Annotated in this window: 11 protein-coding genes; 10 read left to right on the forward strand and 1 reads right to left on the reverse strand. The window is 62.7% G+C overall.

The genetic code is table 11. The features are described 5' to 3' along the window. Nucleotides 1-7: 7 nt before the first annotated feature. The 6 genes from aspT (at nt 8) to V3C40_RS13835 (ending at nt 8,250) form a co-directional block, all read left to right on the forward strand. Nucleotides 8-1,696, forward strand: coding sequence for an aspartate-alanine antiporter (gene aspT / locus V3C40_RS13810; protein WP_034757016.1), 1,689 nt, complete (start codon nt 8-10; stop codon nt 1,694-1,696). Nucleotides 1,697-1,742: 46 nt separating this feature from the next. Beyond that, nucleotides 1,743-3,353, forward strand: coding sequence for a bifunctional aspartate transaminase/aspartate 4-decarboxylase (locus V3C40_RS13815; RefSeq protein ID WP_331777722.1), 1,611 nt, complete (start codon nt 1,743-1,745; stop codon nt 3,351-3,353). Between the two features lie 177 nt (nt 3,354-3,530). Beyond that, nucleotides 3,531-4,940, forward strand: coding sequence for a TolC family protein (locus tag V3C40_RS13820; protein ID WP_331777723.1), 1,410 nt, complete (start codon nt 3,531-3,533; stop codon nt 4,938-4,940). A gap of 2 nt (nt 4,941-4,942) precedes the next feature. Next, nucleotides 4,943-5,917 carry an HlyD family secretion protein gene (locus V3C40_RS13825; protein WP_331777724.1) on the forward strand — a complete coding sequence of 325 codons (975 nt, stop codon included), beginning with the start codon at nt 4,943-4,945 and terminating at the stop codon, nt 5,915-5,917. A gap of 6 nt (nt 5,918-5,923) precedes the next feature. Continuing rightward, nucleotides 5,924-7,105 carry an ABC transporter permease gene (locus V3C40_RS13830; protein WP_331777725.1) on the forward strand — a complete coding sequence of 394 codons (1,182 nt, stop codon included), beginning with the start codon at nt 5,924-5,926 and terminating at the stop codon, nt 7,103-7,105. Beyond that, complete coding sequence (locus tag V3C40_RS13835) at nt 7,102-8,250, forward strand: ABC transporter permease (protein ID WP_331777726.1); 1,149 nt, start codon at nt 7,102-7,104, stop codon at nt 8,248-8,250. The genes V3C40_RS13830 and V3C40_RS13835 overlap by 4 nt, the downstream gene beginning before the upstream one ends. Before the next feature lie 60 nt (nt 8,251-8,310). On the opposite strand, the gene V3C40_RS13840 is transcribed toward V3C40_RS13835, so the two are convergent. Continuing rightward, the gene (locus tag V3C40_RS13840; protein WP_331777727.1) at nt 8,311-9,174 is read right to left on the reverse strand and encodes a LysR family transcriptional regulator; all 864 of its coding nucleotides are present in this window, start codon (nt 9,172-9,174) and stop codon (nt 8,311-8,313) included. Between the two features lie 99 nt (nt 9,175-9,273). Here V3C40_RS13840 and V3C40_RS13845 point away from each other — a divergent pair, with 99 nt between their 5' ends. From V3C40_RS13845 to V3C40_RS13860, 4 genes are all read left to right on the forward strand, one after another. Further along, a complete protein-coding gene (locus V3C40_RS13845) occupies nt 9,274-10,131 on the forward strand; it encodes an alpha/beta fold hydrolase (RefSeq protein WP_331777728.1) in 858 nt (285 codons plus the stop codon). Then, complete coding sequence (locus V3C40_RS13850) at nt 10,128-10,733, forward strand: glutathione S-transferase (RefSeq protein ID WP_070304274.1); 606 nt, start codon at nt 10,128-10,130, stop codon at nt 10,731-10,733. The genes V3C40_RS13845 and V3C40_RS13850 overlap by 4 nt, the downstream gene beginning before the upstream one ends. A 74-nt stretch (nt 10,734-10,807) precedes the next feature. Then, the gene (locus V3C40_RS13855) at nt 10,808-12,388 is read left to right on the forward strand and encodes an AAA family ATPase (RefSeq protein ID WP_331777729.1); all 1,581 of its coding nucleotides are present in this window, start codon (nt 10,808-10,810) and stop codon (nt 12,386-12,388) included. Next, nucleotides 12,385-12,852 carry a hypothetical protein gene (locus tag V3C40_RS13860; protein ID WP_331777730.1) on the forward strand — a complete coding sequence of 156 codons (468 nt, stop codon included), beginning with the start codon at nt 12,385-12,387 and terminating at the stop codon, nt 12,850-12,852. Before V3C40_RS13855 ends, V3C40_RS13860 begins: the two co-directional genes overlap by 4 nt. Nucleotides 12,853-12,854: the final 2 nt, after the last annotated feature.

Genomic DNA, 12,854 nt, shown 5'->3' on the forward strand with positions numbered 1-12,854 from the left:
GGTCCGCATGGAATGGTTGCATGAGTTATTCAAGAAGTCGCCTGAAATTGCCTTGTTTCTCTCCCTGGCAGTGGGTTACTACATCGGCAAGATCAAGTTCGGCTCGTTCCAGCTGGGCGGGGTGGCCGGTTCATTGCTGGTGGCGGTACTCGTCAGCCAGGTAGGCGTCGCCATCGATCCTGGCGTCAAGTCGGTGCTGTTCGCGCTGTTCATTTACGCGGTCGGCTATGAAAGCGGCCCGCAGTTCTTCAATTCGCTGGGGCGCCAGTCCGTGCGCGAAATCATCCTGGCCGTCGTGCTGGCCGTGACGGCGCTGCTGACGGTGGTCATCCTGGCCAAGATGTTCGACCTGGACAAGGGCCTGGCGGCCGGCGTGGCGGCTGGCGGCTTGACGCAGTCGGCCATCATCGGCACGGCAGGCGACGCGATCACCAAGCTGGGCCTGGCGGCCGACGAAGTGGCGCGCTTGCAGGGCAACGTGGCCGTCGGCTATGCCGTCACCTATGTGTTCGGCTCGTTTGGCGCCATCATCGTTTGCGTCAACATCTTGCCAAAGCTCATGGGGCGCACCATCCGCGAAGATGCGATCAAGGCGGAAACGGCGCTGCAGGCGGGCGTGCAAGTGCTGGGGCCGGGCCAGACGCCGGCCGCACCCGACTTGATTGGCCGCATCTACGACGTGGGCCCCGGTGCCGGGCGTTCCGTCGAGGAGATCGAAAGCGCCCATCCGAACACGGCCATTACCATCGAGCGCGTGAAACGCAATGGCCAGATCATCGACGTCAGCCCGGACCTGGTGCTGGCGGCCGACGATATCGTGCTGCTGGTGGGCCGGCGCGAAGCCATGCTCAGCGTGTCTTCCCAACTGGGCAAGGAATTGCTTGCCGTCGAAGGCATGGAACTGGTGATGCAGCGCCGCGACATGGTGCTGACCAACAAGGCTTACCACAACAAGACGGTGGGCGAGATCCGCAGCGCGACGGCGCCGGGTGTGCGTCACGGCATCTTTGTCGTGCAACTGAGCCGTATGGGCAAGATTTTGCCCATGCAGGCGGAAACCGTCGTGCAGACGGGCGACGTGGTGACCATCTATGGCGCCGAACAGGACGTCAAGCGCGTGGCGGCCGAAGTGGGCTATATGATCGTGCCGAGCGCCAAGACGGACTTTGTCTACATGGGCGCCGGCCTCGTCGTCGGCCTGCTCGTGGGCTTGCTGGTGGCGCGCATCGGCTCGATTCCGCTGACCCTGGGCAGCGGCGGCGGAGTTCTGCTGTCGGGCCTGGTGTTTGGCTGGTTCCGCGCCAAGCGCCAGACGTTCGGCTACATGCCCAGCGGCGCCGTGCAAATCCTCAAGGATCTGGGCCTGGCCGGCTTCGTTGCCGTCGTCGGCCTCACGTCCGGCCTGCAAGCCGTGCAAACCGTGCGCGAACACGGCCTGACACTATTCGGCGTCGGCGTGGTGGTGACCATCCTGCCGATGATTTTGACCATGCTGATCGGCCGCTACATCTTGCGTTATGACAACGTGGCCGTGTTTGCGGGCGCCTTGTCCGGCTCGCGCAGCGCCAATCCCGCGTTCGGCGAAGTGCTGAACGCGGCGCAAAACTCGATTCCCACCGTACCGTTTGCCATCACGTATGCCTTGGCCAACGTTTTCCTGACTTTGCTGGGGCCGCTCATCGTGGCCTTCGTCTGAGTCTGCAAGAACCCTGCACATTGTCTGTCAATAAGGAGTAGCACACATGGATTTCAGTAACCCAAGCAAACTCGCCCTGTTGAGCCCATTCGAATTGAAGGATGCGCTGATCCAGACGGCCAAGCAAAGCAACCGTTTGATGCTCAATGCGGGCCGCGGCAACCCGAATTTCCTGGCGACCACGCCGCGCCACGGCTTCTTCCAGTTCGGCCAGTTCGCCATGACGGAAGCGGAACGTTCCTATGTCTACATGGACGACGTGGGCGGTTTCCCTACGCGCGACGGCATCGAGGCGCGCTTTGAAATCTTCGTGCGCAAGCATGAAGGCAACCCGGGCGTGCATTTCATTGAGGCGGCCGTGTCGTATGTGCGCGACCAGCTGGGCTTGAGCGCGGGCGACTTCCTCTACGAGATGTGCGAAGCCATCCTCGGCTGCAACTATCCCGTGCCGGACCGCATGCTGCGCCTGTCCGAGAAAATCGTCGGCCAGTATATCCACCGCGAAATGGTGGGCGACCATCCCTTCGTCGGCAACTTCGACATGTACGCCGTCGAAGGCGGCACGGCCGCCATGACGTATCTGTTTGCCAGCCTGAAATCGAACCACATCATCCAGGAAGGCGACACGATCGCCCTGGGCATGCCGATCTTCACGCCGTACATCGAGATTCCCCAGCTGAACGATTACAAGCTGAACACCGTGCACATCGATGCGCCGCAATCGAACAACTGGCAATTCACGAAGAAGGAGCTGGACAAGCTGCTCGATCCGAAAGTAAAAGCTTTCTTCCTCGTCAACCCCAGCAATCCACCTTCCGTCAAGATCGATGACGACACCCTGGAATACATCGCCAAGATCATCAAGAAGCGCCCGGACCTGATCATTTTGACCGATGACGTGTATGGCACTTTTGCCGACAATTTCGTCTCGCTGTTCGCCATCTGCCCGTTCAACACCATTCTCGTGTATTCGTTCTCGAAATACTTCGGCGCGACAGGCTGGCGCATGGGCGTGGTGGCCACGCATGAAGACAATGTGCTCGACGCCAAGATTGCCAAGTTGCCGGAAACTATCAAGAAGCAGCTCGATGCGCGCTATCACTCGATCACGACGGAGCCGCGCGCGCTGAAATTCATTGACCGCCTGGTGGCCGACAGCCGCACCGTGGCGCTGAACCACACTGCCGGCCTGTCCACGCCCGTGCAGGCGCAGATGACCTTGTTCTCGCTGTTCTCGCTGATGGATGAAGAGCAAAAGTACAAGCAATCGATGAAGCGCATCGTGCTGCGCCGCAAGGAAGCGCTGTATCGCGAGCTGGGCTTGCCGATGGTGCATGACGCCAATTCCGTGCGCTACTACCACTTGCTGGACATGGAATCGCTGGCCGCGCAGATGCATGGCGTGGAGTTTTCGCAGTGGCTGCTGAAAAAACTGAAACCCAACGAAGCGCTGTTCCGCCTGGCCGAGGAAACGGGCGTCATCCTGTTGCCGGGCCGCGGCTTCGGCACCACGCACCCGTCCGGCCGCGTATCGCTGGCCAACCTGAACGAATACGACTACGCCAACATCGGCCGCGCCATCCGCAACATGGCGTCCGAGTTCTTTGCCCTGTTTGAAAAGGAAAAAGAAAAGGGCGGCAAGAAGGCGAAGAAATAATTAGTTTGGTAAAGGCTTGACCGCAACGGGCGCCCCGCAAGAGGCGCCCGTTTTCATGTGCCAGTCCCGGTAACCAATAGTGCAGGCTGGAATGGACATCCGTAGATATAATTGCTATTGTGAAAGTATAAACATGGCAACCCCGTGCTTTCCCCTCATTCATTGACTGGACGCTACATGGGCAGATTGCAAGGACACTTATCATTATTGCTGGCCGGCGCGCTGGGCGCGGCCATGCCCGCCCAGGCGGAACCGCTGACCTTTAACGAAGCGCTGCAGCAAGCGGCCAAGGCTTCGGGCGCCGTGCAGGGCGCCGCGCTCGACGTGCGCGCAAAAACACTCAAAGCCGAGGCGCTATCGAATATCGATGGTCCATCCGTGGACTTGACGGCGTTTCGCGGCCGTTTGTCGACGGACCTGAATATCGATACGAGCGGCCTGGCCGGCGTGGTGGGCGGCATCGAATCCGTGCTGCCGCCGATTCCCGGCTTGCCCACGCCGCACATTCCCAATTCCCTGAACCGCGAAGTGGTGACGGATTTGACGTCGTTCGGCTTGCTGGGCATGTGGCCCATCTACACGGGCGGGCGCCTGGACGCCGTCAAGGGCCTCGCATCGAGCCTGACCTTGGCCGCGCAGGCCGAGCGGACGGAAGCGGAAGAGCAGCTGGCCACCTTGGTGGCGCAGCGCTATTTCCAGTTGCTGCTGGCCAAAAGAGTGGTGGCCGTGCGGGCCGAAGTGACGGCCGGCGTGACGCAGCACCAGCGCGACGCGGCCAGGCTGGAAAAGGGCGGCCTGATTTCGCGTGCGGAACGCCTGCGCGCCGACGTGGCCATGGATAGCGCCCGCAGCGACGAAGCGCAGGCCCGCAGCGACGAGGAAATCGCCCAGGTGGCGCTCGACCGCTTGCTTGCCGTCAATACACAAGTGCTGCCCAGCACGCCGCTGTTCGTCAACAGCTTGCCGGTCGGCACCTTGCAATCGTTCATCAGCACGGGCATGCGGGAAAACGCGAACTGGAAAAAGATCGACAGCAAGCGCGTGCAGGCAGAGCAAGCCTTGAAGCTGCATGGCAAGGAATACGCGCCCACCGTGTTTGCCATCGGTAACTACAATCTCAATCGCGGTAACGAAAAGCTCGTGCGCTCGAACTGGGCCATTGGCCTCGTCGTGTCCATGCCGCTCGTGCACCGCATCAATACGGGCAAGATGATCGCCGCCGCCAAGCTCGACCAGGAGCGGGTGGAAGTGGTGGCGCGCCAGGCCGAGCGCGACATTCCCACCCTGATCGAGAAGAACTGGCGCGCGCTGGAAAACGCCCGCATCCAGTATTTGTCAACGGCCTCGTCGGTGGAGCTGGCGCGCGAGAATATCCGCTTGCAAACGGTGGCTTTCCAGCAAGGGCAAGTGACGTCGCTGGAAGTGGTCGACGCGCGCCTGAACCTGGCCAAGGTCGAAACCCAGCGCGCGCAGACGGCTTATAACTATGTGATGGGGCTGGCGCAATTGCTGGAAGCGACGGGCGAGACGCAACGCCTTGGCAGCCTGGCCGCCGCGGCCGATATCCAATTACCTGTGGACAAATAATAATGAGTACCTCCAAAAAACCCTTGGCCATCGGCGCCACCGTCATCGTGCTGGCCTTCGTCGGCTGGGGCTTGTACCAGGCATTCCAGCCGCAGCGCCTGCCTTTGCAGGGACAGATGGATGCGCAGGAAGTCAATGTCTCGTCGAAAGTGCCGGGCCGGGTGGGCGAGCTGTACGTCAAGCTGGGCCAGACGGTGCCGAAAGGCCAGCTGCTGTTCCAGCTGACGAGCCCGGAAGTGGATGCGAAGATTGCGCAAGCGACGGCGGCCACGCAAGCGGCCGAGGCCGTGGCGCAAAAGGCGCAAGCGGGTGCGCGTCCGGAAGAAGTCGCGGCCGCGAAAGCCAACTGGGAGCGGGCGCAGACGGGGGCCACCATTGCCAAAACGACGTACACCCGCGTCAACAATATGTACGAGCAAGGCGTGATCGCCCAGCAGAAACGCGACGAGGCGCAAGCGCAATGGCGCGCCGCCGACCAGCTGGCGCAGGCTGCCCGCGCGCAATATGACATGGCGCAAAAGGGCGCCCGTCCCGAAGACAAGACGGCCGCCGCCGCCCAGGCGCGCCAGGTGGGCGCCGTGCTGACGGAAGCGCAGGTCGCCCTGGCCGAAACGAGGATTGCCGCGCCCGTGGCGGGCCAGGTCAGCAAGATCCAGATACAGCCGGGCGAGCTGGCGCCGCAAGGTTTCCCCGTGATTACCCTGGTGAACCTCGACGACGCCTGGGCCGTGCTGCAAGTGCGCGAAGATGAAATGGCCGCGTTTGGCATGGGCAGCACGCATACTGCGAATGTGCCGGCGTTGAAACAGAAACTGAGTTTCAAGGTCAGCTCCGTGGCCGTGCTGCCGGACTTCGCCACGTGGCGCGCGGCCCGTCCGGGCGGCACGGATTTGCGCACGTTTGAAATCCGCTTGCGTCCCGCCATCAAGGTCGAGGGCTTGCGTCCTGGCATGTCGGTCGTGTTTCCACCGCTCTGATACTAGATGAACGAAGCGGATAAAGAACCGGTTTCGGTGCTGGCACGCGAGTGGCGGCGCTTGCGCGGCGACTTCTGGGACTTTGGCATGCTCAGCTGGATTCCGGTGGTGCTGTGCGGCATGTTGTGGCTGGTGTTTTCCGCCGGCATCGCGCGCGACTTGCCCATCGTTGTCATCGATAATGATAACTCCACCTTGTCGCGCCAGCTCACGCGCTGGCTCGACGCCTCGCCCGGCATCGAGGTGGCGGCGAAAGTGGCGTCCAGCGATGAAGCCTTGCATCGCCTGCGCGAGCGCACGGCGTTTGGCTATTTGCTGATCCCCGACGATTTCGAGCGGAAGCTGCTGGGCGGCCGGCAAGCCACCGTGCAATGGCTGTACAACGCGCAGTTTTCCTCGCACGCAGGCGCCTTGCTGCGCGACGTGCGCACGGTCAGCACGACCTTGTCGGCCGGCATCGAGATGACGGCGCGCGCGAAAAAAGGCATGTCGGGCGTGCAGGCGGCCGCCCAGTTCGAACCGATACGCACGACCTTGAACAGTTTGTATAACGAAAACATCAGCTATGAAGCGTTCCTGACCCTGGCCCTGATGCCGGCCATGCTGCAGATTTTCATCGTCGTCGCCATCGTCACGAGCATAGGACGCGAGTTACGCGACGGCACGGTGCCGCAATGGCTGGCTTCAGCCCATGGCAGCTGGCTGCGCGCCATCGGCGCCAAGCTGCTGCTTCCCCTCATCGCCTACTGCGCGCTGGCGCTGCTGTACTTGCTGTTCTTCAGCCTGGCGCGAGGCTGGGCCGTGGCGGGCAGCTTGCCGGCGTTACTACTGAGCATGCTTCTGCTGGTGCTGGCCTATTGCGGCCTGGCCACCTTGCTGATCGCCGCGACCTTGTCGCTGCGTCTGGCGCTGTCGGGCGCGGCCTTCATCACGGCGCCGGCCTTCGCGTTTGCGGGCCAGGCCTTTCCCTTGATGGCCATGCCGGTGCCGGCCCGCGTCTGGGCGGAAGCCTTGCCGCTTACGCATTATCTGCAGCTGCAAACGAAATACTGGCTGGCCGGCGCGCCATGGCGTTATGGTGTGCAGGAAATGCTGATACTGGCCGGTATCGCCATCGGCTGCGGCGCCGTGGGCGTGTTCCTGCTGGCGCGCCGCGCGAATGCGCCAGCCGCCTGGGGACGCGCATGATGTGGCCGGCCTTTCTCGCCACCTGGCGCGCCATGCTGACGGACAAGGGCGCGCTGACCTTGTTGTTCATCGGCGGCATCATCTATTCCTTCTTCTATCCTTTGCCGTACTCGACGGAAATCGTTCAGCGCGTGCCCGTGGCCGTCGTCGACCAGGACCGCAGCGCCTTGTCGCGCCAGCTGACGCGCTTTGCCATGGCCCATCCGTCGCTGGAGGTGATCGCCGTCACGCCGGACCTGCCCGTCGCGCAGGATTTATTGTGGCGCGATGAAGTCATGGGTGTGCTGATCATTCCCGACGGCTTGCAGACGGACGTGCTGGCCGGACGCGCCGCCCACGCGCAAGTGGCGGGCAACGGCTTGTATCTGATGCTCAACAAGGTGGCCTTGAATGGCCTGGCCGAAGTGGTGGGCACCGTGTCGGCCGGTATCGAACTCAAGCGTTTGGGTGCGGGCACGCCATCGGGCATCCAGGCCAATGCGCAGCGCTCGCCCATCGCCTTCGACGCCGTGCCCCTGTTTAACGTCAAGGAAGGCTATGGCGCGTATGTCGTGCCGGGCGTGGCCACCTTGATCGTGCAGCAGACCTTGCTGATCGGCATGACCATGCTGTTCGGCACCTGGTACCAGCGCAAGAGTTTCCCCGTGGCGGGCAAGCGCACGGCGGGTGGATATATGGGCATGCTGCTGGCGTTTGCCTGCGTGGCTTTCCTCAACTGCTGCTATTTCTTCGGCTTTGTCTTCTGGTTCCAGGATTACCCCCGTGGCGGCAACTTTGGCGGCATGCTCTTGCTGCTGGTGCTGTTCTCGCTGGCGGAAGCGGCGTTCGGTATGCTGCTGGGCATGCTGTTCCGCACGCGCGAACGGGGCACGCAGCTGATGATCGCCACCTCGATGCCCGTGCTGTTCCTGGCGGGCCTGACCTGGCCCGTGTCGTCCATGCCCGTCGTGCTGCAATGGCTGCGCTGGCTGCTGCCATCGACGGCCGGCATCCAGGGCTTTGTCGCGCTGAACCAGATGGGGGCCTCGCTGTATGAAATCCGCCATGAAGTGGCGGGCTTGCTGGCCTTGCTCGTGGCCTGCGTGGCGCTGGGCTGGTGGCGCTGGCGCGCCGAGGCGCCAGTGCCCGTCATCCAACAAGGCTGAGCATGCAGCCAGGGAGTGAGCTGGAGCCATAACTGCCCGTATCGTTAGCGACGGGATCCATCAAGCTTTCTGCAGTGCCGCCAGCAGCAGCTGGCAAAAACCGTCACGCACGGGGTCGGGCAGGTTGTCATTGGCCCGCAGCAGGCTGTCGACGCGAGGCAGCGGTACCAGCCGTTCCAGTGCCGCGTGCCGGTGCACGCCCGGGCCCAAGTTGCGTTCATTGACCACCGCCATGCCCAGGCCGGCGGCAATCGCGGTCAGCATGCCCGCCACCGATGGGCATTCCAGGCCCACACTCCAGGCCATGCCGGCCTGGCCCAGCTTTTCCTCTGCCAGCCGGCGGTAAAAGCAGTGCGGCCCGTATGTGATCAGCTTGACGGTCTCTCCCGGCAAGGTCTGCTCTGCCGTGGCAGCGCACCAATGCAGCGTTTCTGTCCATAACAGCGCGTCACCCGGCGCCGCCTTGCCGGCAAAATCCTGGTGCAAAATCACATCGAGCACGCCGTTGGCAAAGCGTTCGCGCAATACCTGGCTTTGCTCCACCACCAGCTGCACATCGACCTTGGGGTGGTGGTGCGAGAACTGCGACAGCACCGTGCACACGTCGGCCAATGAAATCTGCTCCGTCACGCCGATGCGCAGCCGGCCTTGTATCGCCGATGGCGAAAAATGGGCGACGGCGTCATCGTGGGCGTCGAGTATGTTGAACGCATGCCGCAGCAGCACGGCTCCCTGGTCGGTCGTGCCAAACAGCCCGCCGCTGCGCGCCAGCAGCTGGCAATCGAGCTGCTGCTCCAGCCGCTTGATTTTCCAGCTGACGGCCGACTGGCTCAGATGGAGCAAGCTGGCGGCCTGGCTCATGCTGCCGGTTTGTACCACTGCCCTGAACACACGCAGGGCGTCGACGGATAGGCGTAAATTCATGGGTTATGACAAAAGTTGGATTGAAAGTAAAAAGAATGTCACTGGTGTCATGTTCAGTCTAGCCTTAGCCTGCAGGTTCTGCAAACAAAAGGACATCTGATGACGAGTCAAGAACCGCTGTTGAATGGCCACGCCCTGATCCACGGCCAGCGTATCGCCACCGGCATCCATGGCGCAGGCACGCCGCTGGTGCTGGTACATGGCACGCCGGCGCACAGCATTATCTGGCGCGAACTGGTGCCGCTGTTCGTCGATGCCGGTTTCCACGTGCACCTGTATGACTTGCTGGGCTTCGGACGATCCGAGCGGCCCGTCGAAGCCGACACCTCGGTAGCGGCGCAGGTGACCTTGCTGGCTGCCTTGCTCGACCACTGGCAACTGCCGACCACCCACTTGTTCGGCCACGATATCGGCGGCGCCATTGCGCTGCGCCTGGCGTTCGACCATGCGGCGCGCCTGCGCAGCTTGAGCATCGCCGACGCGCCCAGCTACGATTCGTGGCCATCGCCTACCTGGAAGCATCTGCGCGATGACTTCGCCCGGTGTGCTTTGATGCCGGCCAGCGAGCATCGCGCCACGATGGCGCGCCAGCTGGGCATGGCCGTTTTTCACAAGGACACGATGCAGGGCGAGCTTTTGCGGTGTTACCTGGAGCCGCTGTGCGGCGTGGTGGGGCAGCCCTCGTTCTACCAGCACCAGGTGGCGCACTATAACGCCTGCCATACGATGGACTTTACCGAAAAACTGCCGCAGTTGACCTTGCCGGTACAGGTCTTATGGGGCAAGCAGGACGAGTGGCAGCCGGTCGCGTATGGCCATCGCCTGCAGCGCGATATTCCCGGCGCCACCTTGCACCTGTTTGACGAGGCCGGGCACTTCCTGATGGAAGATGCGCCAGCGGCCGTCGCGGCACAAGTGATCGCGTTTATTCATCAGATGGAGAGGAGGGGGCCATGATATTGATCGGAATGCTCGATTCGCCTTACGTCAGGCGCGTTGCCATTGGCATGAAAGTGCTGGGTCTGGAACATGAACACCGGCCCTTGTCGGTGTTTTCCGATTTCGACCAGGTACAAGCGATCAATCCTGCCGTCAAAGTGCCGACCCTGGTCACCGGCGACGGCCAGGTGCTGATGGACTCGACCCTGATCCTCGCATATCTGGAGGAATTGGCCGCGCATGCTCCCCGCATCAGGCCTGAGCCGGAGCCTGCACGCCTGCGCGCGCTGTGCCAGACCAGCTATGCTTTGGCAGCCTGCGACAAAGCCGTGCAGATCGTCTATGAGCGGCGCTTGCGCCCGCAGGAAAAACAGCACCAGCCCTGGCTGGACCGCGTCCAGCTGCAGTTGCATGGGGCCTGGCGGCAGCTGGAAGCGTCATTGCGCGAAGAGGCGCCGGACTGCCTGAGTATGGCCGGCATCACCATTGCGGTGGCCTGGAGTTTTGCTCAGCAGATGGTACCCGACGTGATGGCGGCCGGCGACTATCCGGCCGTAGCCGCGCTGACGGCGCTGGCCGAGCGGCAGCCGGTGTTTCTGGCTACGCCGATGGCGGGCTAATCTGCTTTCATCCGAACCGGTGCTTGCAGGCGGCTTGTGCAATAATTTCATTTCCTTAACGGAAGAGTATTGCCATGCCGTCTTTTAATCTGTTCCAGCGCCTGTCCCAGGCCCCCACCAAACCCAAGTCCGCGCCCGTTGCGCGGCAGTTCGACGTGGCGGACCTGTACCAGGGGCCCATCGCGCTGGGAGCGGAAGGCGAGACGCAGGCGCGGCCTTTCGATGAAAAGCTGCGCCAGGCCTACTTCTGGATCGTCAACCACGCCATCATCAGTCCCCATTACGACATCGAGTACAACGACGGCCCGTCGCAGACGTATTCCGTGGGCGACAGCCGGCGCACCCTGAATCTGCCGTCGGCGCAAAGCTATTCCAGTTTCATTTTGCTGCCGCTGCTGACGTTCGCCACGCGCCGCAAATGCCTGTTCGTCGGCGGGCCGGGGCGGGGCAAGACGGCCAGCGCCTTGCTGATGGGCGTGCTGGCCGGCTCCACCGTCAAGGAAGTCAAACGCGCCATGCAGCATGGCCACCCGCAGATGACGGTGGCCGACTTGCTCGGCAATCCGCTGCCCGCCGATTTGGTCAACGCGCAAAGCATGGACGATATCCGCATCGCCTGGCGCGCCTGGCTGGGCATGCGCGTGAAAATCGTCGATGAATACAACCGCATCCCCACGCGCACGCAAAGCGCGCTGCTCACCGTCATGGGCGACAATTATGCGGAAGTGCTGAACCATATTTACGAATGTCCAGAGGCTGCCTGGTATCTGACGGCCAACGACGACCAGGGCGGCGGCACCTACCAGGTGATCGAGGCGCTGCGCGACCGGGTCGACGTGACGGTGCAGGCGCTCGCCTTCAATCCCCGCTTTTTAAATGAACTGCTGCTGCGCGTGGAAGAAAACGTGCGCCCCGAAGAGCTGGTGCCGCCCGATATCATCTTCACGGAAGGGGAAGTGGACCAGATCGGCGAAGCGATCCGCCAGGTGGATATCCCCGACGCCGTGCGCCGGCGCCTGGAATTCTTCGCCAGCCAGTTCGAGCTGTTCGAGACGGCCGGCGGCCAGTTCGAATACATGACCAAGGACACGGCCCGCCTGGCCGGCGCCGACCGGGGCCAGGCGCAGGCGGCCGACAATGGGCGCGACCGCCTGAAGGATCTCGGCTGCCAGACCCTGAACGGCATCTCCGTGCGCACCCTGATGGCGCTCATGATCTACGCCAAGGCCATGGCGTATTTTCGCGGCAATGGCGAGGTGGAGCTGGAAGACTTGCGCCAGGTGCTGCCATTCGTCCTGCATAACAAGCTGCAGCCGGACCCGGACGCGCCATTCTTCGCGCTGCCGGAAAACGCCGCCTACCGCAGCGACAGGCTGGGCTGGCTGCGCCGTTTGTTCGATCTGTCGAACGATGAATTCAACCGCCTGGACCTGGACCGCGACGATCCTGTCGGCGTGCTGTCGGCCGAATTCGACCTTGGCCTCGACGGCGTCAGCGAACGCGAAACCCTGGCGCGTTTGAACCGCATCGAAAAGCTGATCGCCGAACGCACGAAAGGGAGAAAACTGTATGGTCCTCTGTACGACGACCTGTTGAAGCTCAAATACCTGCACCAGCGCTATACCAACTACCGCAGCTGGCTGCGTTCGCAATGAGCGTCCTGCATTGTCAAGGCTTCCTGGAAGCGCTGGCCCTGCTCAATGGCGAAGCGAGCGACCTGTGCGCCAGCTACGAATTGCAGCGCCTGCCCGATGCGCCCGATCTCGCCACGGCGCTGGGTTTGCGCGTGGAAGATTATGCCTTGCACGTCATCGCCCCCGCGCACGACTTGCCGGCCGACCTGTGGCATATCCATACGGTGCCGTGCGGGCGCGCGCAGCTGGAGCAGGTGTGCCAGCGCTGGTTTTTCTCGTCGCGGCACATGCAGGCGGCGCCACCGGGGCGCTTCCGCGCGCAGCTGGTGGCCTCCTTCATGGAATCGATCGACGACGCGCTCGGTGGATTTTCCCTGCACGCCGTGACGATGACGCCACCAATGTGGTACGCGATCCACTGGGACGAGATCGCGTTCGAGCGCGATGGCGAACGCTATCTGCTGCACTTTTCGCATAGCGACTGACG

Source organism: Janthinobacterium sp. LS2A, from assembly GCF_036543145.1.
Taxonomy (GTDB): Bacteria; Pseudomonadota; Gammaproteobacteria; order Burkholderiales; family Burkholderiaceae_D; genus Janthinobacterium; species Janthinobacterium aestuarii.

Coding starts and splice junctions, on each gene's coding strand:
- aspT (WP_034757016.1), top strand. CDS start 8: ATGGAATGGTTGCATGAGTTATTCAAGAAGTCGCCTGAAATTGCCTTG.
- V3C40_RS13815 (WP_331777722.1), top strand. CDS start 1,743: ATGGATTTCAGTAACCCAAGCAAACTCGCCCTGTTGAGCCCATTCGAA.
- V3C40_RS13820 (WP_331777723.1), top strand. CDS start 3,531: ATGGGCAGATTGCAAGGACACTTATCATTATTGCTGGCCGGCGCGCTG.
- V3C40_RS13825 (WP_331777724.1), top strand. CDS start 4,943: ATGAGTACCTCCAAAAAACCCTTGGCCATCGGCGCCACCGTCATCGTG.
- V3C40_RS13830 (WP_331777725.1), top strand. CDS start 5,924: ATGAACGAAGCGGATAAAGAACCGGTTTCGGTGCTGGCACGCGAGTGG.
- V3C40_RS13835 (WP_331777726.1), top strand. CDS start 7,102: ATGATGTGGCCGGCCTTTCTCGCCACCTGGCGCGCCATGCTGACGGAC.
- V3C40_RS13840 (WP_331777727.1), bottom strand. CDS start 9,174: ATGAATTTACGCCTATCCGTCGACGCCCTGCGTGTGTTCAGGGCAGTG.
- V3C40_RS13845 (WP_331777728.1), top strand. CDS start 9,274: ATGACGAGTCAAGAACCGCTGTTGAATGGCCACGCCCTGATCCACGGC.
- V3C40_RS13850 (WP_070304274.1), top strand. CDS start 10,128: ATGATATTGATCGGAATGCTCGATTCGCCTTACGTCAGGCGCGTTGCC.
- V3C40_RS13855 (WP_331777729.1), top strand. CDS start 10,808: ATGCCGTCTTTTAATCTGTTCCAGCGCCTGTCCCAGGCCCCCACCAAA.
- V3C40_RS13860 (WP_331777730.1), top strand. CDS start 12,385: ATGAGCGTCCTGCATTGTCAAGGCTTCCTGGAAGCGCTGGCCCTGCTC.